This is a genomic window from Clostridium sp. Marseille-Q5894 (genome assembly GCF_946902305.1).
Classification (GTDB): domain Bacteria; phylum Bacillota_I; class Bacilli_A; order Erysipelotrichales; family Coprobacillaceae; genus Thomasclavelia.
In genome coordinates this window covers 557,815-576,706 of the sequence record NZ_CAMPPT010000002.1, presented here as the reverse complement: position 1 = coordinate 576,706, position 18,892 = coordinate 557,815, and the positions used below count along the sequence as shown (strand labels likewise).

Genomic DNA, 18,892 nt, shown 5'->3' with positions numbered 1-18,892 from the left:
AAAGGTTTAGAACTTATGAAAGTACTTGTAATTGGTAGTGGTGGACGTGAACATGCCATTGCTTATAAATTAAACCAAAGTAATAAAGTTGATCAGATCTATGCAATTCCAGGTAATCCGGGAATTGCTAAGATCGGTGAATGTATTAGTGGTAGTGTTGAAGATAATGAAATGATCGTTAATTTTGTTCGTGAAAACAAAATAGATTTAACTGTCATTGGGCCTGAAGTTCCTTTATGTAACGGCTTGGCTGATGACTTAGAAGCGGCTGGATTTATGGCTTTTGGGCCAACTAAACAGGCAGCAACTTTGGAAGGAAGTAAAGCATTTTCTAAAGATTTTATGGTTAGACATAATATTCCAACTGCTAAATACAAAGAAGTAAATAGTTATGAAGAAGCAGTTGAAGCTATTAAGGAGTTTGATTATCCTTTAGTTATTAAAGCCGATGGACTTGCTGCTGGTAAAGGTGTTGTCATTGTTGATAATCTTGATGATGCTAAAACTACATTAAAAGAAATGATGATCGATGGTAGCTTAGATGGTGCTGGCAGCAAAGTTGTGTTAGAAGAATTTTTAACAGGATTTGAATGTTCATTATTATGCTTTACTGATGGAGAAACGATCGTTCCAATGGTAAGTGCTAAAGATCATAAACAAATTTATGATGGTAATACTGGTCCCAATACTGGTGGTATGGGAACTGTTTCACCAAATCCATTTATGCCTGAAAATATGGATGAAGTATTGAAAAAAGATATTTTAGAGCCCTTTATGGCAGGTTTAAAGGCTGATCAGATGGATTATCGTGGTGTTGTTTTTATTGGCTTGATGATTGAAGATGGTAAAGCAAAAGTCTTAGAATTTAATGTTCGTTTTGGTGATCCCGAAACGCAATCGATCATGTTACGCTTAGATAGCGATCTATATGATATTATGGTTGCCTGTGCGACTAAGACGTTAAAAGATGTTGAAGTTAAATGGAATGATCAACATGTTGCCTGCTTAGTGCTTGCAAGTGGTGGTTATCCAGGAAGTTATCCAAAAGGAATTGAAATTAAAAATATTGATGATTGTGATGATTGTGTAATTTTCCATGCTGGAACAGCTATCAAAGATGGTAAATTAGTGACTAGTGGTGGTCGAGTTTTAAATATTTGTGCAACTGGTTCTTCATTAGAAGATGTTCGAAGTAAAGTTTATGCTGTAGCTAAAAAAATCGATTTTGATGGTAAATATTACCGTAATGACATTGGACTTAGATAGGGGGATATTATGAGTGAGGTAAAACGGATATATGTTGAAAAAAGAGCAGCGTATGCAACTGAAGCAAATGAAATTAAACATAATTTAATTGAACAATTAGGATTAGATATCAAGACATTAAGGATCATTAATCGTTATGATGTTCAAGGTATTAGTGATGATATTTTAGCTCAAGGTATTAATACTATCTTATCAGAACCAATGGTTGATGATGTTTATCAGGAAGATTTCCCTAAAAATGATGATGAAGCTATTTTTGCTATTGAATTTTTACCTGGTCAATATGATCAAAGAGCTGATTCATGTGAACAATGTTTTGCAATTTTAACTGGAAATACAACTGCTAAAGTAAAATGTGCAAGAGTCTTTGCAATTACTTTTACAGGTGATAAGGATACTGTTTTAAAACAGATCCAAAGCTTTTTAATCAATCCGGTCGATCAGCGTTTAGCTAGTTTGGATAAACCAGAAGATCTTAATGATAAAGCACCAGATATTAAACCAGTACCAACGATTACGGGATTTAATGAATTAGATAAAGCTAGTCTTGAGAAGTTTTTAGCTGACAACGGGATGGCGATGAACTATGAAGATTTAAAAGTAACCCAGGATTATTTTAAAAATGAAGAAAAAAGAGATCCAACGGAAACAGAATTAAAAGTATTAGATACATATTGGTCTGATCACTGTCGTCATACAACATTTGCAACAGTTATCACTGATTTAGATATTGAAAATGGTGCATTTAAAGAAATTTTAGAAAAAGATATTGAAGATTATAAAACAAGTCGTCATTTAGTTTATGGAATCGATACAAAACGTCCTTTAACTTTGATGGATCTTGCAACGATCTCAATGAAAGAATTACGTAAAACAGGGTATTTAGATGACTTAGAAGTATCCGAAGAAATCAATGCCTGCTCAGTCGAAATAACTGTACATACAACTGATGGTGATGAACAATGGTTATTGATGTTTAAAAATGAAACTCATAACCATCCAACAGAAATTGAACCTTTTGGAGGAGCAGCAACATGTCTAGGCGGGGCAATTAGAGATCCGCTTTCAGGTCGTGCTTATGTATATCAGTCAATGCGTATTACAGGAGCTGGTGATCCTCGTAAATCATTGGAAGAGACTATGAAAGGGAAATTACCACAACGTAAACTATGTCAAGAATCTGCTCATGGATTCTCTTCATATGGAAATCAAATCGGTTTAACAACAGGTTATGTCCATGAAATCTATGATGAAGGTTATGTCGCTAAAAGAATGGAACTTGGTGCAGTAGTAGCTGCGGCTCCGAAAGAACAAGTTAAACGTTTGGAACCATTAAAAGATCATATTGTTTTATTGATTGGAGGACGTACCGGTCGTGATGGAATTGGTGGTGCAACAGGTTCTTCTAAATCTCATGATATTAAATCGATTGAAACAGCAGGAGCTGAAGTTCAAAAAGGTAATCCAGTTGAAGAAAGAAAGATTCAGCGTTTATTTAGAAATAAAGAAGTAAGTGAAAAAATTGTTCGTTGTAATGATTTTGGTGCTGGTGGAGTCTGTGTTGCAGTAGGTGAATTAGCACCAGGATTAGTTATTGATTTAGATGCTGTATTAAAGAAATATGATGGTTTGACGGGTAGTGAACTTGCTATTTCTGAATCACAAGAGCGAATGGCTATCGTTATTGATGCTAAAGATGCTGATTTTATCAAAGCTGAATGTGCTAAAGAAAACTTAGAAGTTGTCCAGGTAGCTGTAGTAACTGATGAAAATAGATTAGTGATGAAACATATGGGAGCAGATATTGTTAATATTTCACGTGATTTCTTAGATGCAGCTGGAGCTAAACGTTATCAAGATGTAAAAATCACTTTACCGGATTTTGATAACACACCGTTTGATGAAGAAAAACAAACAAATTTTGTTTCAACAGTAAAAGATACATTATCTAAATTAAGTGTGGCTTCACAAAAAGGATTGATTGAAAGATTTGACTCTTCAATTGGTAATGGAACAGTTTTATCACCATTTGGAGGAATTAAGTATCATAGTGAAACTGAAGGGATGGCGGCTTTGATTCCAGTATTAGGAAAAGAAACAACAACAGCTTCAATCATGGCTTATGGTTATAATCCGCTAATTTCAAAATGGTCACCATATCATGGGGCAATGTATGCAATCGTTGAATCTGTCGCTAAAATAGTAGCAATGGGTGGAAACTATCATACAATTAGATTTTCATTCCAGGAATATTTTGAAAAATTATTAGATAATCCAACTAGTTGGGGTAAACCAATGGCAGCATTACTGGGAGCTTATCGAGTTCAAAGTGCTTTAAAATTACCTTCAATTGGTGGTAAAGATAGTATGTCTGGTTCTTTTGAAGAACTCCATGTACCGCCAACACTTGTATCATTTGCAATTACAAGTGGTGAAGTTGATGACATTATGACACCAGAAATTAAAGAAACAGGACATGTTTTGGCTGAAATTATCATTAATAAAGATAAATATAGAGTATTTGATTTTGATCATTTACAAAAGCAGTATGATGCAATCATGGCCTTAATGAAAGAAAAGAAAATTTACAGTGCATATACTGTAAAAGACGGTGGAGTTATTGAAGCTGTAAGTAAAATGGCTTTTGGTAATGGTGTTGGAGTTGCTTTCAATACCGAAAATAGTCTAGAAAGTTATGTTGCTCGTGATTATGGAAATATTATTATTGAAGTTAAATCAGAAAAAGATTTAAGTACATTTGATAATTATCGTATTGTGGCTACAACTAATGAAAGTGATGTTTTATCTTATGGCAGTGATAAGATTTCTTTAGATGAAGCTTATGCAATCAATAAAGCACCATTAGAAAATGTCTATCCAACAAGAGAAAAGGCACCAACTAGTGAAATTAAAGTAGCAGCTTGTCAGACAAGATCAGATTTAAAAGCAAAGGTAGTTGTCGAAACACCTTTAGTAGTGATTCCAGTATTCCCAGGAACAAACTGTGAATATGATTCAAAACGGGCTTTTGAAAAAGCTGGAGCTAAAGTTGAGTTAGTATTAATTAGAAATAAAACAGAACAAATGCTTAAAGATTCGATCGATGAATTAGAAGCAGCGATCAAACAAGCTAATATCGTGATGTTACCAGGTGGATTTAGTGCTGGGGATGAACCAGAAGGTTCTGGTAAATTTATCGCAACAGTATTAAAGAATCCGCGCTTAAAAGCTGCAATTACTGATTTATTAGAAAATCGTGATGGTTTAATGATCGGTATCTGTAACGGTTTCCAGGCTTTAGTTAAATTAGGATTATTACCATATGGTAAGATTCAGGAGATGTCTAAAAATGATCCGACTTTAACTTTCAATACTATTGGACGCCATGTTTCACAAATGGTAGATACACGAATTGGTAGTGTCAAATCACCTTGGTTAAAATATGTAAATGTTGATGATATTCATACAATTCCTGTTAGTCATGGTGAAGGTCGCTTTGTGGCACCAAAAGAAGTTATTGAAGAATTATTTGAAAATGGGCAAGTATTCTCACAATATGTTGATCCAAATCGTAAGGTGACAATGCAGACACCATATAATCCAAATGGATCGATGTATGCAATTGAAGGTATTATTTCACGTGATGGTCGTGTCATCGGTAAGATGGGACATAGTGAACGTCAAGGTGAAAATCGCTTTAAAAATGTTTATGGTGAAATGGACCAAAAATTATTTGAAGCTGGTGTAGATTATTTTAAGGGTGGAAAATAGAATGGAAAAACAAGAATTTGAATGTTTGACACTTTGTCCATTAGATGGACGTTATTCTGGTGTTAAAGATGCATTAGGAGAATATTTTTCGGAATATGCATTAGTTAAATATAGAGTTTTCGTTGAAATTCAATGGTTGAAATTTTTAATTGAAAATGTTGAAAGTGATATTTTAGCTAAATTTGATGTAAAAGATATGGATAAACTTACTGCTATTGCTAGTGAATTTAACTATGATTCTTTTGCGAGAATTAAGGAAATTGAAAATACAACGCGTCATGATGTTAAAGCAGTAGAATATTTCATTGATGAAAGAGTAGATGCTTTAGGATTTGGTTATTTACAAAGTTTTGTTCATATCGGCTGTACTTCAGAAGATATCAATAATACATCTTATGCCTGCATGTTAAAATATGGCTTAAAAGATGTCTGGTTACCAAAAGCTAAAGAATTTGCAGCTATTATTGATAAATGGGCAACTGAGCATAAAGATGATGCGATGTTAGCTCATACTCATGGACAGCCTGCTACGCCAACAACGATTGGTAAAGAGTTTAAAGTTTATGCTTATCGTTTCTTATCAAGTATCGAGAATATTGAAGCGGTTAAAATTAAAGCTAAATTCAATGGGGCTACGGGAAACTATAGTGCTATCTTAACAGCTTTTCCTAATGAAGACTGGCAAAGTCTTGCAAAAAAATTCGTTGAAGAGTATTTGGGCTTAACTTTTAATCCTTTGACAACACAAATCGAAAGTCATGATTATACTTGCCATATTTTAGATGGTATTCGCCATTTTAATAATGTTTTAGTGGATTTTGATGTTGATATGTGGCTATATATTTCAATGGAATACTTTAAACAAATTCCGGTTAAAGGAGAAGTTGGAAGTAGTACGATGCCTCATAAAGTTAATCCAATTCGTTTTGAAAACAGTGAAGCAAACGTTGATATGTCAAATAATATTTGTGTTGCTTTATCAAATAAATTACCTAAATCAAGAATGCAAAGAGATCTATCTGATTCATCAAGCCAAAGAAATTTAGGTTTAGCATTTGGTTATTCATTACAGGCAATCAATGAAACAATGAATGGGTTAGCTAAATGTGTTGTAAACAAAGAAAAACTTGCTAGTGATTTAAATGAAAAATGGGAAGTATTGGCTGAGCCAATTCAAACAATGTTAAGAAAATATGGTGTACCTGATGCTTATGATACTTTAAAAGCATTAACTAGGGGAAAGAGTATTTCTAAAGAAGATATCTTAAAATTTGCAGAAAGTTTAGATATCTTATCTGATCAAGATCGTCAGACTTTAGTTGAAATGACACCAGCATCTTATATTGGTTTAGCTAATGTTTTAGCAGATATTGATTTAAATAAATAATTTTGAAATTAAAAAGTTTATTCTTTAAGATTTTAAATCTTCATTGAATAAACTTTTTATTATAAAAATAAGTAAAATAAAAGGAAGGTTATAGCTATTTGAATTTATTAATAGCGATAACCTTCTTTATTTTTATATATCATTTTATAGTTAATAAATAAGAATTTAGTTTTATAGTAAATGAATGTTATGTTTTTCGCATTCATCGATTACTTCTTGAGGCCAAATACTAGCTTGAACTTCACCGACATGAGCTTTTTTTAGTAATAACATACATAATCGAGATTGTCCGATTCCACCACCAATAGTATATGGCAATTCTTTATTAAGAATCTGTTTATGATAAGGTAATTCTAAACGTTCTAGACAATTTTCAGCTTCTAACTGTTCTACTAAAGCATCTTCATCAACTCTGATTCCCATTGATGAAATTTCTAAGGCACATTTAAGTGGTTCAAACCAAAATAAGATATCACCATTTAAATCCCAATCGTCATAGTCTGGTGCTCGACCATCATGTTTAATACCACTTTTTAATTTCTTTCCAACTCCCATAACGAAGATGCAGCCATATTCCTTACACATTGCTGTTTCACGCTCAGTTGGTGTTAGATCAGGATAACGATCTTCTAATTCTTGTGATGTAAAAAAATAGATTTTATCAGGTAAACGATTAACAGCATGAGGATATTTATACCAAACTTCATGTTCCATGTGTTTGATTACTTTAAAAATCTTTAAAACATGACGTTTAAGCGTTTCTTCGTTTCTTTCAGATTTAGAAATAATTTTTTCCCAATCCCATTGATCAACATAGTATGAGTGAAGATTATCAACAGCTTCATCTTTTCTGATGGCATTCATATTTGTATATAAACCTTCATGCATTTTAAAGCCATATTTTTTAAGGGCCATTCGTTTCCATTTAGCTAAAGAATGAACGACTTCGATTGTTTCATCAGGTATTTCTTTGATTTCAAATGAGACCGGATTTTCTACGCCATTTAAATTATCATTTAAACCACTATTTTTTTCAACAAATAATGGAGCTGATATTCTAGATAGCTGTAAAGCTCTTCCGATTTCTTTTTGGAACGTATCACGAATATATTTGATTGCTTCCTGAGTTTGACGTAAGTCTAAAACAGGATCATAATTTTCAGGTATAATTAATTTCATTGTAGTAATAACTCTCCTTTAATATTTTTTTACATTGTAACATGTATAAATGCTTGGATACAATAAGAAAATAGAGTAATTTTGTAAACATTTATGATATAAACGGAATTTGGGAAATGTTTTTTCAAAACATTCAATTTATATTTATTGAAATTAACATTAATTAAATCCATTATATTATATAGTAAGAAAATATTTGTTGTTAAGTAATGATAAAACTTGTATAATTAAGAAAATAATTGCAGGGGGAATTAGTATGCGAGATTTGAGTAAAATAAAAAATTTGATTATTAAGATCGGCTCTTCGTCGTTATGTGATGATCAGGGAAATATAAATAAAGAAAAAATTTTAAACTTAATCCAACAAATAGCATATATTAAGCGTAAGGAAATCAAAATTACACTAGTTAGTAGTGGGGCAATCAATGCTGGTGTTCATGTAATGAAACTCGATGAGCGGCCTCAGACAATTCCGAAAAAGCAAGCACTGGCAGCTATTGGTCAAGCCTCATTAATGCAAATATATGAAGATCTGTTTAGTTTGTTTAATTTAAAGTGTGCTCAAATATTATTAAATCATGATGATTTTGACGATCGAAAACGGTTGATGAATTTTAATCATGCGATGCAGGCATTAATTGAGTATGATGTCGTGCCAATCATTAATGAAAATGATACTTTGGCAGTCGAAGAGATCAAAGTTGGGGATAATGATACTTTGGCATCATTGATCGTACCAGCTGTAAGTGGTGATATGCTAGTGCTGGTTAGTGATATTGATGGTTTATATGATGATAATCCGCATATCAATAAGAAGGCTAAGTTGATTAGAAATGTAAACGGCATTACTAAAGAAATTGAAAATATGGCTAAAGATGCTTCGAGTAAAGTTGGAACAGGCGGGATGATCACCAAGATCAGAGCTGCTAAAGTATGTAATGAATTTGGCTGTGATATGGCAATTGTTAATGGGGGTCAACCAAATGTTTTAATAGATTTGATTGAAGGCAAAGAAGTAGGGACATATTTTAACAGTGATGCTGGTAGAAGATTAAATTCACGACAGCATTGGATCATGTATCGAAGTATGCCCAAAGGGAGTATTATTGTTGATGATGGGGCTAAAATGGCGTTGATCAATAAGCATACTAGTTTATTACCTAAAGGAATTGTAGATGTGAAAGGGAATTTTTTAATTTCCCAGATCGTCGATATAAGAGATCTTAATGATGATTTATTAGCACGAGGGATGGTTAATTACTCAAGTGATGAAATTAAGTTGATTAAAGGCTTAAATACAAGTGAAATAGAAAAAGTGTTACATTATAAAGACTATGATGAAGTTATTCATGCAAATAATCTAGTCTTGGTAGAAGGGGTGAAGGAATAATGATCGAAGAACAATTAAAAGATGCTAAATTAGCTTGTCGTAAAATGCAAAATATTGATAAATATACTAAAATGGATGCTTTAGATGCCATTAGTAAAGGATTATTAGATAATATCGATTATATTTTAGGTGAAAATGCTAAAGATATTGCAAATGCCAAATATAATGGAATTAGTGAGGCGATGGTCGATCGTTTACTGTTAACAGAAGAAAGAATCAAAGCGATGGCCAAAGATGTTGAAAAAGTTGCTGATTTAAAAGACTGTATTGGTGAAGTAGTACGTGAAATCAAACGTCCGAATGGATTAGTTATTGATCAAGTGCGTATTCCTATCGGGGTAGTAGCAACAATTTATGAATCGCGCCCTAATGTTACTGTTGATATTGCTTCAATCTGTATCAAAACTAATAACGTCTGTGTTTTAAAAGGTGGTAAGGAAGCAATCTATTCAAATATTGCTTTAGTTAATGTTATTAATATGGCAATTAAAGATATTTTACCTGATAATGTTGTAACGTTAATTGAAAATACAGACCGCAGTATCGTTACAGAGATAATTACAGCTAATCAATATGTCGATGTTGTGGTACCTCGCGGTGGAGCAGGGTTGATTCAGCATGTAGTTAATAATGCAACAGTACCCGTAATTGAAACTGGAGCAGGGATTTGTCATTTATATGTCGATAAAGATGCTGATTTGCAAATGGCTGTAAAAATTGCAGTCAATGCTAAAATCTCAAGACCTTCAGTTTGTAATGCGATTGAAACGATTTTAGTTCATCAAGATATTGCTAATGCTTTTTTGACAAGCTTGAAACCAGAGTTTACAAAAATCAAGATTTATGGTGATCCTGAAGCATTAAAGTTTATTGATGGCGAGTTAGCAACATCTAAAAATTATGCTACTGAATACGATGATTATATTTGTAATATCAAAGTGGTCAAAAACGTTGATGAGGCAATTGAACATATTTATAATTATTCGACTAAACATTCTGAAAGTATTATTAGTGAAAATGAAAATACAGCTAAATATTTTATGGAATCTTTAGATTCAGCTTGTGTATATCATAATGCTTCAACGAGATTTACTGATGGTGGTGAATTTGGTTTTGGGGCTGAAGTGGGAATAAGTACTCAAAAATTACATGCTCGAGGACCAATCGGCTTACAGGAAATGACATCAACAAAATATATGATCTATGGTAAAGGGCAGATTCGTTAAATATCTACAAAAATATCCAGATGTAAAAAACATTCTGGATATTTTTTATAAATATAAAAAATTCTTTGTAATTTCATGTGATATCACGGAAAATTTATCGTAAATTAACAAATTATTTCAAAAATATTGACGTAAATTAAGTTTATCATATAGATTTAAGTATAGAAGATAATAGTGTATGGTAGGTGAAAGAAATGAAAAAAATATTGAAGCTAATGATATGTATTGTCGTTTTATTATTTGTTGTTGTAGGACGTTTTTATTATAGTGTTTATGCAAGCGAGTATCAATGTAATTTAGCTAATGATGATAATTTAAATTCGGATGATTTTGATAGTTTAAGAATTGGCAGTTATAATATAAAATCTTTGAATTACGGAAAAGAATCTTTGGAAGATTTTAATAATGATATTGAAGGATTGGATCTCGATATCATTTGTTTACAAGAAGTTGATAAAAATGCATATCGTTCAGGTAATTATGACATGCTGGAAGAAATGGCAAAAGCTAATGGATATTCGTATTATCACTTTTATTCAACGATGTGGATCTTAGATGGCTATTATGGTTTAGGAATCTTGAGTAAATATCCAATCATTGAAGTATCGGCAAAACTTTTACCAAACAGTTTATTGAAAGAACCACGAATATTAACTAAAACTACGATTACCTTTGGTAATAAAGAAATCAATGTTTATAATACCCATTTAACATATGAAAATAATGATTATCGTATTTCACAAATGGATTTTGTTAAAGAAGAAGTTGATTTTGATGATTATGCAGTTTTAGCCGGTGATTTTAATTCTTTTGGTATGAATGGTGATTTTGAACTCGAAGGTATTAAAAGTATTAATAGTGAAAAAGAATATATGACATTTCGTGATTTTACTGCCCCAGATGATATCTTTTATTCTGATAAATTTACAGTAAATGATCAAGGGTTGATTATGTCATCTTTTTCAGATCATAATCTTTTATATGCTGAATTAATACTTGAAAATTAATTATGGGATTCTTGACAACATGTCCAAATATTACTACACTATAGATAGTAATGAGGAAGGTAAGGTTTAAATTTATGAATATTGAAGAAAGAGTAAAAAAGGCTTATGATTTACATCATATGGGTTATAATTGTGCCCAGGCTGTATTAGGAGCGTATGTTGATTTATTAAATATCGATATGGATCAAGCGATGAGCATTGCCTATGGTTTTGGTGGTGGTGTAGGAATGACTAGAGAAATCTGTGGAACTTTGACTGGTGGTGCGATGGCATTAGGTCTAAAATACGGTAAAGGTGAAGCTGATGTAAAGCAAAAGAAATTTGTTAATGAAAAAGTAGCTGCTTTATGTAAAGAATTCGAAGAATCACATGGTTCAGTTATTTGTGGTGAGTTATTAGGAATTAGAAAAACAGATAAAGAAGTTAATCGCGCTACATGTGATGATCTAATTGCTGAGGTTGTTAGATTATTGGAAAAATATTTAATTGATTAGATGTCGTTTTGACATCTTTTATTTTTCTATTGACATTAGTTTGTGTACTAACTATAATACTTAGTATACTAACTATTGGTTAGTATTAACTGATGGAAGGAGGTAGAAAATGGAAGAGATTAATTTTGATGATATAAAAGAATTGTTTGATAATTTTCAAAACTTTCATAAAACTGTAAATTATACAATGATGGAAAAAACTGAACGTTTTAATATTTCGATCAATCAAACGAAATTACTTTTGATGTTACAAAAACATCATAATATTAATCAAAATGCTTTAGCAAAAAAGCTCAATGTCACTAAGGCTACTTTATCAGTTAGGTTGCAGCGTTTGGAAAAGTTGGGTTATCTTACTCGCGTTCAAGATGAACACGATAAGCGTAATTATGTCTTAAATATTACAGATACTGGGGAAGCTTTTATTGAACAAGCGACTAAAATTATGAAAGAAAAAACCATGATTTTGTTTAAAGGAGTTTCAAAAGAACAAATTAATGTGTTAAATGATGTCATAAAAATCATGAAAAAGAATATTGAAGAATGTAAAGGAGAGAAATGATGCTAAAATTAAAATATTATTTTAAAAAATTTTGGGCACCGATTTTGCTTTGTGTAGGCTTATTGTTCTTGCAATCACAATCAGAATTAGCATTACCTGATTATATGTCGGATATAGTATCGGTTGGTATTCAAGCAGGCGGTTTTGATAGTGCTGTTAGTGATGTTTTAAGTGAAGATACGTATAATCATTTACTAGTTTTGATAGATAAAGATGACCAGGATTTTTTCAAACAGTCTTATAAATTAGTAACTAGTAAAGATATTGATAAAGACATTTTAGATAAGTTTCCTGATGCTAAAGGTCAAAATATCTATACTTTAAAAGATCTTAACGATAAAAATATGGATAAATTAGAACAGATTCTTGAAAAACCAATGTTATTAGTAACATCAATAGATACAATGGATCCAGGTTCTAAAGAATATCAAGAAAAATTTGGTAATTTACCTGAAGGAATGAGTCCTTACGATGCTCTGGCAATGATTCCAGATGATCAAAAAGCTGAGATGTTTAGTGAAATTGACAGCCAAATGGAAGCAATGGGAGAATCTACGTTAAAAATTGCTGCTGGTAATGGGGTCAAAGCAGAATATACAAAACTTGGTTGTGATGTTGATCAAGTTCAAAAAGAGTATATTTTAATGTCAGGACTTAAAATGTTAGGCATTGCTTTAGCGGGAACTGTCTGTGCTGTTGCTTGTGGATTTTTAGCTAGTAGAGTTGGTTCTGGGGTGTCTCGATTATTACGTGGCGATGTTTTCAAAAAAGTTGAGAGTTTTTCTAATGAAGAATTCAACAAGTTTTCAACAGCTTCTTTGATTACGCGAACTACCAATGATATTACACAAGTTCAGATGGTTGTAATCATGTTTATTAGAATCGTCTGCTTTGCACCGATGATGGGAATTGGAGCATTGATTAAAGCGTTTCAAAATACGCCATCAATGACATGGATCATTGGATTAGTATTAATTATTATCTTTTTAGTAATTGGGGTTACTTTTGTAATTGTAATGCCAAAATTTAAAATTGTTCAGTCATTGATCGATAGACTTAATTTAACGATGCGTGAAAATCTATCAGGAATGCTGGTTATTAGAGCATTTGGGAATGAGGAACATAGTGAAAAAAGATTTGAAAAAGCAAATTTTGATTTAACAAAAGTTAATTTATTCGTCAATCGGACAATGGCATCGATGATGCCAATTATGATGTTTATATTTAATGTTGTTAGTTTGTTGATTGTTTATTATGGTGCCAAACAAATTGATTTAGGAAATATTGCAATTGGTCAGATGATGGCATTTATGCAATATGCAATGCAGATCATTATGTCATTTTTAATGATTGCCATGATTGCAATCATGCTACCACGTGCAAGTGTTGCTGCTGATCGTGTTTATGAAGTATTATCAATGGAACCAAAGATCGTAGATCCACAAGAACCAAAATCTTTTGATGATAGTAAACGTGGCTTAGTTGAATTTAAAAATGTTACTTTCAAATATCCTGGAGCTCATGAAGCGGTATTAGAAAATATTAGTTTTACAGCTAAACCAGGGCAAACAACAGCTTTTATTGGTTCAACTGGTTCGGGGAAAAGTACATTAATCAATTTGATTCCACGATTCTATGAAGTGAGTGAAGGACAAATTGAAGTTGATGGTGTTGATATTCGTGATGTTAAACAGCATGATTTAAGAGAGAAGATTGGTTTAGTTCCACAAAAAGGATTGTTATTTTCAGGAACGATTAGATCTAATCTGACTTATGGAGCACCAGAGGCAACTGATGAACAGTTAGAAGAAGTTATTAAAGTTGCTCAAGCTAAAGAGTTCATTGATCATAAAGAAGAGCGCCTTGATTCAGAAATTTCTCAAGGTGGTACAAATGTTTCCGGTGGACAAAAACAGCGTCTAGCAATTGCTAGAGCTATTGCTAAAAATCCTGAAATATTTATTTTTGATGATAGTTTTTCAGCTCTTGATTTTAAAACAGATGCTAACTTACGTCGCGAATTAGATAAGATGATCAAGAAAACTAAAAATACTGTTTTAATCGTTGGACAACGTATCGCTTCGATCATGTCAGCTGATCAAATCATAGTTTTAGATGAGGGAAAGATCGTTGGTAAAGGTAAACATAGTGAATTGATGAAAAATTGTAAAGTGTATCAGGAAATAGCTTATTCACAATTATCAAAGGAGGAATTAGGACATGAGTAGTAAAGAAAAAAGAAGTGGTCCTAAATTCGGACCAGGAATGCAGGGAATGCGTGGTGGTGAAAAGGCTAAGGATTTTAAAGGGACACTTAGCAAGTTATTTAAATATTTAAAACCATACTATTTTAAATTGGTAGTAGTAATAATTTTTGCTTCGGCTTCAACAGTATTTTCAATCGTAGGGCCAAAAATCTTAGCTAAAGCAACAGACAAATTAGGTGAAGGGATCATGGCTAAGGTCAATGGTACTGGTGGAATCGATTTTGAATATATCGGCTATATTATCTTGATTTTAGTTGGATTATATTTATTAAGTGCATTATTTAGTTATGTACAAGGTTTTATTACTTCTACGGTATCTCAAAAAGTAGCTTATGACTTAAGAACGTCAATTTCTACTAAGATGGATAAAATGCCATTAAGCTATTTTGATAAACATACAAGTGGTGATATTTTAAGTCGTGTTACTAATGATATTGATACAATTGCCCAGTCATTAAATCAAAGTATGTCACAGGTAATCACTTCTAGTGTTACTGTAGTTGGTATCTTTATTATGATGTTGAGCATTTCACCACAAATGACATTGATTGCGGTTTGTGTTTTGCCTGTTTCAATGATTTTGATTGCTTTGGTAATGAAACGTTCACAAAAATATTTTGCAAGACAGCAGCAGGCTCTAGGTGATGTAAATGGTCATATTGAAGAAATGTATGGTGGTCATAATGTAGTTAAAGCTTTTAATGGTGAAGAGGCTTCAGTTGAACAGTTTAATGCATTTAATGATAGTTTATATGAAAGTGCCTGGAAATCACAGTTTTTCTCAGGATTGATGCAGCCAATTACAAACTTTGTCGGAAATGTTGGTTATGTTGCGGTTTGTTTATTAGGTGGTGTTTTAGCTGGTGGTGGTAATATCACAATCGGTGATATTCAAGCTTTTATTCAGTATGTTCGTCAATTCAATCAGCCAATTAGTCAATTAGCTCAAACGATGAATATGTTACAAAGTACAGCTGCAGCTGCAGAACGTGTTTTTGAATTTTTGAATGAAGAAGAGTTAGAATTAGAAACACCGAAAGTAACAAGTGAAGAAGTAAAGAAAATCAATGGTTCAGTAACTTTTGCCGATGTTAATTTTGGATATGTAAAAGATCAAACGATCATTAATGATTTTAGTTTACATGTTCATTCTGGACAAACGGTAGCGATCGTTGGCCCTACAGGTGCTGGTAAGACAACGATTGTTAAGTTATTGATGAGATTTTATGAGTTGAATGGCGGTTCTATATTTATTGATGGTAAAGATATTCGTGATTTTGCTCGTAAAGATTTAAGATCATTATTTGGAATGGTTTTACAGGATACTTGGTTATTTAATGGAACAATCAAAGAGAACTTAATGTATGGTAAACTTGATGCTAGTGATCAAGAAGTTAAGGAAGCTTGTAAAGTTGCTTATGTTGACCATTTTGTCCAAACTCTTGAAGATGGTTATGATACGATCATTAATGAAGAATCCTCAAATATTTCTCAAGGACAAAAGCAGTTATTGACGATTGCTCGAGCATTTTTGAAAGATCCTAAGATCTTGATTCTTGATGAAGCAACTTCATCAGTTGATACAAGAACTGAAGTCTTGATTCAACGGGGAATGGAAAAATTAATGGAAGGAAGAACAAGTTTTGTCATCGCCCATCGTTTATCTACGATTCGTGATGCTGATACGATCATCGTTATGAAAGATGGCGATATTGTTGAACTTGGTAATCATGATTCTTTAATTGAGAAAAATGGTTTCTATGCTTCTTTATATCAATCTCAATTTGAAGGGATAACTGAGTAATAATTGAAAGAGCAGATGATTTTTATTCATTTTGCTCTTTTTTATATTGTATAATAGTAGATGAATGGAAGTGATAGAAGATGAAACAAAAGATGCCATTTACAAATATTAGTAATGAACCGTTAGCTAATCGTTTAAGACCTAAGACACTAGAGGATTATGTAGGACAGAGTCATTTAGTTGCGCCAGGAAAAATTTTGTATCAGTTGATCAATAGTGATACTTTGCCTTCAATGATTTTTTGGGGTCCTCCTGGTGTTGGTAAAACAACTCTCGCAAGAATCATTGCCAATCAAACAAAAGCAAACTTTATCAATTTCAGTGCTGTTACCAGTGGTATCAAAGATATTCGAAACGTCATGAAAAAGGCCAAGGATATGCAGGAACAAGGTGAAAAAACAATTGTTTTTGTTGATGAAATTCATCGTTTCAATAAAGCTCAGCAAGATGCTTTCTTACCATATGTTGAACAAGGAAGCATTATTTTAATCGGTGCAACAACAGAAAATCCATCATTTGAGATCAATTCAGCTTTATTATCGCGTTGTAAAGTATTTACACTAAAAGCACTAACGATCGATGATATCGTAAATTTATTACATCGGGCTTTAAATGATGTAAACGGTTTTAAAGAAGAAAATATAATCATTGAAGATGATTTATTGTATATGATTGCAAATTTTTCTAATGGTGATGCAAGAGTAGCAATAAACACTTTAGAAATAGTAGTTTTAAATGGAAATATCGATAAAGATAAAATATTTATTACTAATGAGACAGTTGAACAATGTATCAACCAAAAATCATTATTGTATGATAAAAACGGTGAAGAACACTATAATATTATTAGTGCTTTGCATAAATCAATGCGTAATAGCGATGTTGATGCTTCGATCTATTGGCTGGCTAGGATGCTTGAAGCAGGTGAAGATCCTTTATATGTAGCTAGACGTTTGATTCGATTTGCATCAGAAGATATTGGAATGGCTGATAGTCGTGCTTTAGAAATAGCCACGGCTGCATATCAAGCTTGTCATTATATTGGAATGCCTGAATGTAATGTTAATTTAACTCATTGCGTAACTTATCTGGCTTTAGCACCTAAATCGAATGCTTTATATATGGCATATGAAAAAGCAAAAAAAGATGCATTAAATACAGTTGCTGACCCTGTACCGTTACATCTTTGTAATGCACCGACACGATTAATGAAAGAATTAAATTATGGTAAAGGGTATCAGTATGCTCATGATTATGAAGATAAAATAACAAATATGCAGTGTTTACCTGATCGTCTTAAAGAGCAACGCTATTATTTCCCTACTAATCAGGGTACTGAAGCAAAAGTGATTAAACGGTTAGAGCAGATAGCTTATTTAAAAAAAAGATATCATAAATGAAAGATGAGTGTTTTATGGAAATTAGATTTTGATATCTATATAAATATAAAGTAAATATTTACTTTATAAGTATGTACTATAATTAATAGCATATCTTCTTTAGATAAGAAAATAAAATCTCTTGTTATCTCTAAAAGATTTGATTATAATAGGGATAAATTAAATAACAAGGAGAAGTATATGATAAAAAATATAATCGGTGGTATTGCCATAGGTATTGCTAATGTAATCCCAGGTGTTAGTGGGGGAACCATGATGGTTATTTTAGGTATTTTTAATCCTATGATGGATGCTATTAGTGGCATTTTTAAACGTGAAAATCCTAATCGAAAAAGAGATATTATTTTTATTTTTCAAGTACTGATCGGTGCTGCTGTTGGAATTATTGGGTTTGCTAAAATTTTAGAAGTACTATTTAATTATTATCCAACACAGACGATCTATTGGTTTATCGGACTAATTGCATTTAGTATCCCTTTATTTTTAAATGGTGAGATGAAAGGGCAAAAGTTTGCAATTATTCCATTTATTTGTGGTCTAGCAATTATTTTTGCTTTAGAATATTTTAATCCTGGTGAAGGTAAAACAGTTGTGAATCCTGATTTTCCAGCATTAAGTGCCGGTTTGTTTATTAAGATGATGATAATTGGGGCTATTTCTGGAGCGACGATGATCATGCCAGGTGTTAGTGGTAGTATGGTATTGTTGATTTTAGGAGAGTATTATTTATTTAAATCTTATCTAGCGAATGTTACTAGTTTTAGTTTAGATGTAATCATGCCACTTGGTTTTATGGCAATCGGAATTGCTTTAGGTATTGTTATCAGTGCTAAATTATGTTCTTATTTTACTAAAACACATAAAGCGGGATTTTTAAGTTTGATACTTGGTCTAATCGTTGCTTCATCATTAGTATTAATTCCTTTTGATGTTAGTTATGATCTTAATTTGATCATTACATCATTAGCAGCTGTTATTTTTGGTGGTGTAATTGTTTTAGGTTTATCTAAAATTCAATAATTTTAAAATCAATAATGCTTTTAGTATTATTGATTTTAATTTATAAAAAAATCAAATTTCTTCTATTTATAGCTTATACAAACTGAAATATTATTTTTTTAGCTAAAAAAATGACAAGA

General features: G+C 32.0%; 13 protein-coding genes. 12 read left to right on the top strand and 1 reads right to left on the bottom strand.

Annotation, left to right across the window (positions count from 1 at the left end; genetic code table 11):
- Positions 1-15 precede the first annotated feature (15 nt).
- From purD to purB, 3 genes are read left to right on the top strand one after another with little or no spacing between them, the layout of a single operon-like run.
- Positions 16-1,266 carry a phosphoribosylamine--glycine ligase gene (gene purD, locus OC535_RS05455; RefSeq protein WP_227052675.1) on the top strand — a complete coding sequence of 417 codons (1,251 nt, stop codon included), beginning with the start codon at positions 16-18 and terminating at the stop codon, positions 1,264-1,266.
- Positions 1,267-1,275: 9 nt separating this feature from the next.
- A complete protein-coding gene (locus tag OC535_RS05450; protein ID WP_498823344.1) occupies positions 1,276-5,037 on the top strand; it encodes a phosphoribosylformylglycinamidine synthase in 3,762 nt (1,253 codons plus the stop codon).
- 1 nt (position 5,038) lies between these two features.
- Positions 5,039-6,424 carry an adenylosuccinate lyase gene (gene purB / locus OC535_RS05445; protein ID WP_498823343.1) on the top strand — a complete coding sequence of 462 codons (1,386 nt, stop codon included), beginning with the start codon at positions 5,039-5,041 and terminating at the stop codon, positions 6,422-6,424.
- A 171-nt stretch (positions 6,425-6,595) separates the two neighbouring features.
- Here the strand turns inward: purB and asnA are convergent, their stop codons facing one another.
- Positions 6,596-7,603: an aspartate--ammonia ligase gene (gene asnA / locus OC535_RS05440; protein WP_498823342.1), complete on the bottom strand. Its 1,008-nt coding sequence runs from the start codon at positions 7,601-7,603 to the stop codon at positions 6,596-6,598.
- 256 nt (positions 7,604-7,859) lie between these two features.
- Between asnA and proB the strand changes: the two genes are divergently transcribed.
- The 9 genes from proB (at position 7,860) to OC535_RS05395 (ending at position 18,773) form a co-directional block, all read left to right on the top strand.
- Complete coding sequence (gene proB, locus OC535_RS05435) at positions 7,860-8,993, top strand: glutamate 5-kinase (protein ID WP_227052671.1); 1,134 nt, start codon at positions 7,860-7,862, stop codon at positions 8,991-8,993.
- A complete protein-coding gene (locus tag OC535_RS05430; RefSeq protein WP_498823341.1) occupies positions 8,993-10,219 on the top strand; it encodes a glutamate-5-semialdehyde dehydrogenase in 1,227 nt (408 codons plus the stop codon). The genes proB and OC535_RS05430 overlap by 1 nt, the downstream gene beginning before the upstream one ends.
- Before the next feature lie 194 nt (positions 10,220-10,413).
- The gene (locus OC535_RS05425) at positions 10,414-11,226 is read left to right on the top strand and encodes an endonuclease/exonuclease/phosphatase family protein (RefSeq protein WP_498823340.1); all 813 of its coding nucleotides are present in this window, start codon (positions 10,414-10,416) and stop codon (positions 11,224-11,226) included.
- A gap of 74 nt (positions 11,227-11,300) precedes the next feature.
- Entirely contained in the window at positions 11,301-11,720 is a 420-nt protein-coding gene (locus tag OC535_RS05420) for a C-GCAxxG-C-C family protein (RefSeq protein ID WP_027088929.1), read from the top strand.
- Positions 11,721-11,829: 109 nt separating this feature from the next.
- Positions 11,830-12,282 carry a MarR family winged helix-turn-helix transcriptional regulator gene (locus OC535_RS05415; protein ID WP_024720604.1) on the top strand — a complete coding sequence of 151 codons (453 nt, stop codon included), beginning with the start codon at positions 11,830-11,832 and terminating at the stop codon, positions 12,280-12,282.
- Positions 12,282-14,510: an ABC transporter ATP-binding protein gene (locus OC535_RS05410; RefSeq protein ID WP_024720603.1), complete on the top strand. Its 2,229-nt coding sequence runs from the start codon at positions 12,282-12,284 to the stop codon at positions 14,508-14,510. Before OC535_RS05415 ends, OC535_RS05410 begins: the two co-directional genes overlap by 1 nt.
- Positions 14,503-16,353 (top strand): ABC transporter ATP-binding protein, encoded by a 1,851-nt coding sequence (locus OC535_RS05405; RefSeq protein ID WP_227052669.1) that lies wholly within the window; start codon positions 14,503-14,505, stop codon positions 16,351-16,353. The genes OC535_RS05410 and OC535_RS05405 overlap by 8 nt, the downstream gene beginning before the upstream one ends.
- A gap of 80 nt (positions 16,354-16,433) precedes the next feature.
- A complete protein-coding gene (locus OC535_RS05400; RefSeq protein ID WP_227052668.1) occupies positions 16,434-17,753 on the top strand; it encodes a replication-associated recombination protein A in 1,320 nt (439 codons plus the stop codon).
- Between the two features lie 180 nt (positions 17,754-17,933).
- A complete protein-coding gene (locus tag OC535_RS05395; RefSeq protein WP_024720602.1) occupies positions 17,934-18,773 on the top strand; it encodes a DUF368 domain-containing protein in 840 nt (279 codons plus the stop codon).
- The last annotated feature ends 119 nt before the right edge of the window (positions 18,774-18,892 follow it).

Bases quoted from the DNA above. Each gene is read 5' to 3' on its own strand.
- purD (WP_227052675.1), top strand. From the start codon at position 16: ATGAAAGTACTTGTAATTGGTAGTGGTGGACGTGAACATGCCATTGCT.
- OC535_RS05450 (WP_498823344.1), top strand. From the start codon at position 1,276: ATGAGTGAGGTAAAACGGATATATGTTGAAAAAAGAGCAGCGTATGCA.
- purB (WP_498823343.1), top strand. From the start codon at position 5,039: ATGGAAAAACAAGAATTTGAATGTTTGACACTTTGTCCATTAGATGGA.
- asnA (WP_498823342.1), bottom strand. From the start codon at position 7,603: ATGAAATTAATTATACCTGAAAATTATGATCCTGTTTTAGACTTACGT.
- proB (WP_227052671.1), top strand. From the start codon at position 7,860: ATGCGAGATTTGAGTAAAATAAAAAATTTGATTATTAAGATCGGCTCT.
- OC535_RS05430 (WP_498823341.1), top strand. From the start codon at position 8,993: ATGATCGAAGAACAATTAAAAGATGCTAAATTAGCTTGTCGTAAAATG.
- OC535_RS05425 (WP_498823340.1), top strand. From the start codon at position 10,414: ATGAAAAAAATATTGAAGCTAATGATATGTATTGTCGTTTTATTATTT.
- OC535_RS05420 (WP_027088929.1), top strand. From the start codon at position 11,301: ATGAATATTGAAGAAAGAGTAAAAAAGGCTTATGATTTACATCATATG.
- OC535_RS05415 (WP_024720604.1), top strand. From the start codon at position 11,830: ATGGAAGAGATTAATTTTGATGATATAAAAGAATTGTTTGATAATTTT.
- OC535_RS05410 (WP_024720603.1), top strand. From the start codon at position 12,282: ATGCTAAAATTAAAATATTATTTTAAAAAATTTTGGGCACCGATTTTG.
- OC535_RS05405 (WP_227052669.1), top strand. From the start codon at position 14,503: ATGAGTAGTAAAGAAAAAAGAAGTGGTCCTAAATTCGGACCAGGAATG.
- OC535_RS05400 (WP_227052668.1), top strand. From the start codon at position 16,434: ATGAAACAAAAGATGCCATTTACAAATATTAGTAATGAACCGTTAGCT.
- OC535_RS05395 (WP_024720602.1), top strand. From the start codon at position 17,934: ATGATAAAAAATATAATCGGTGGTATTGCCATAGGTATTGCTAATGTA.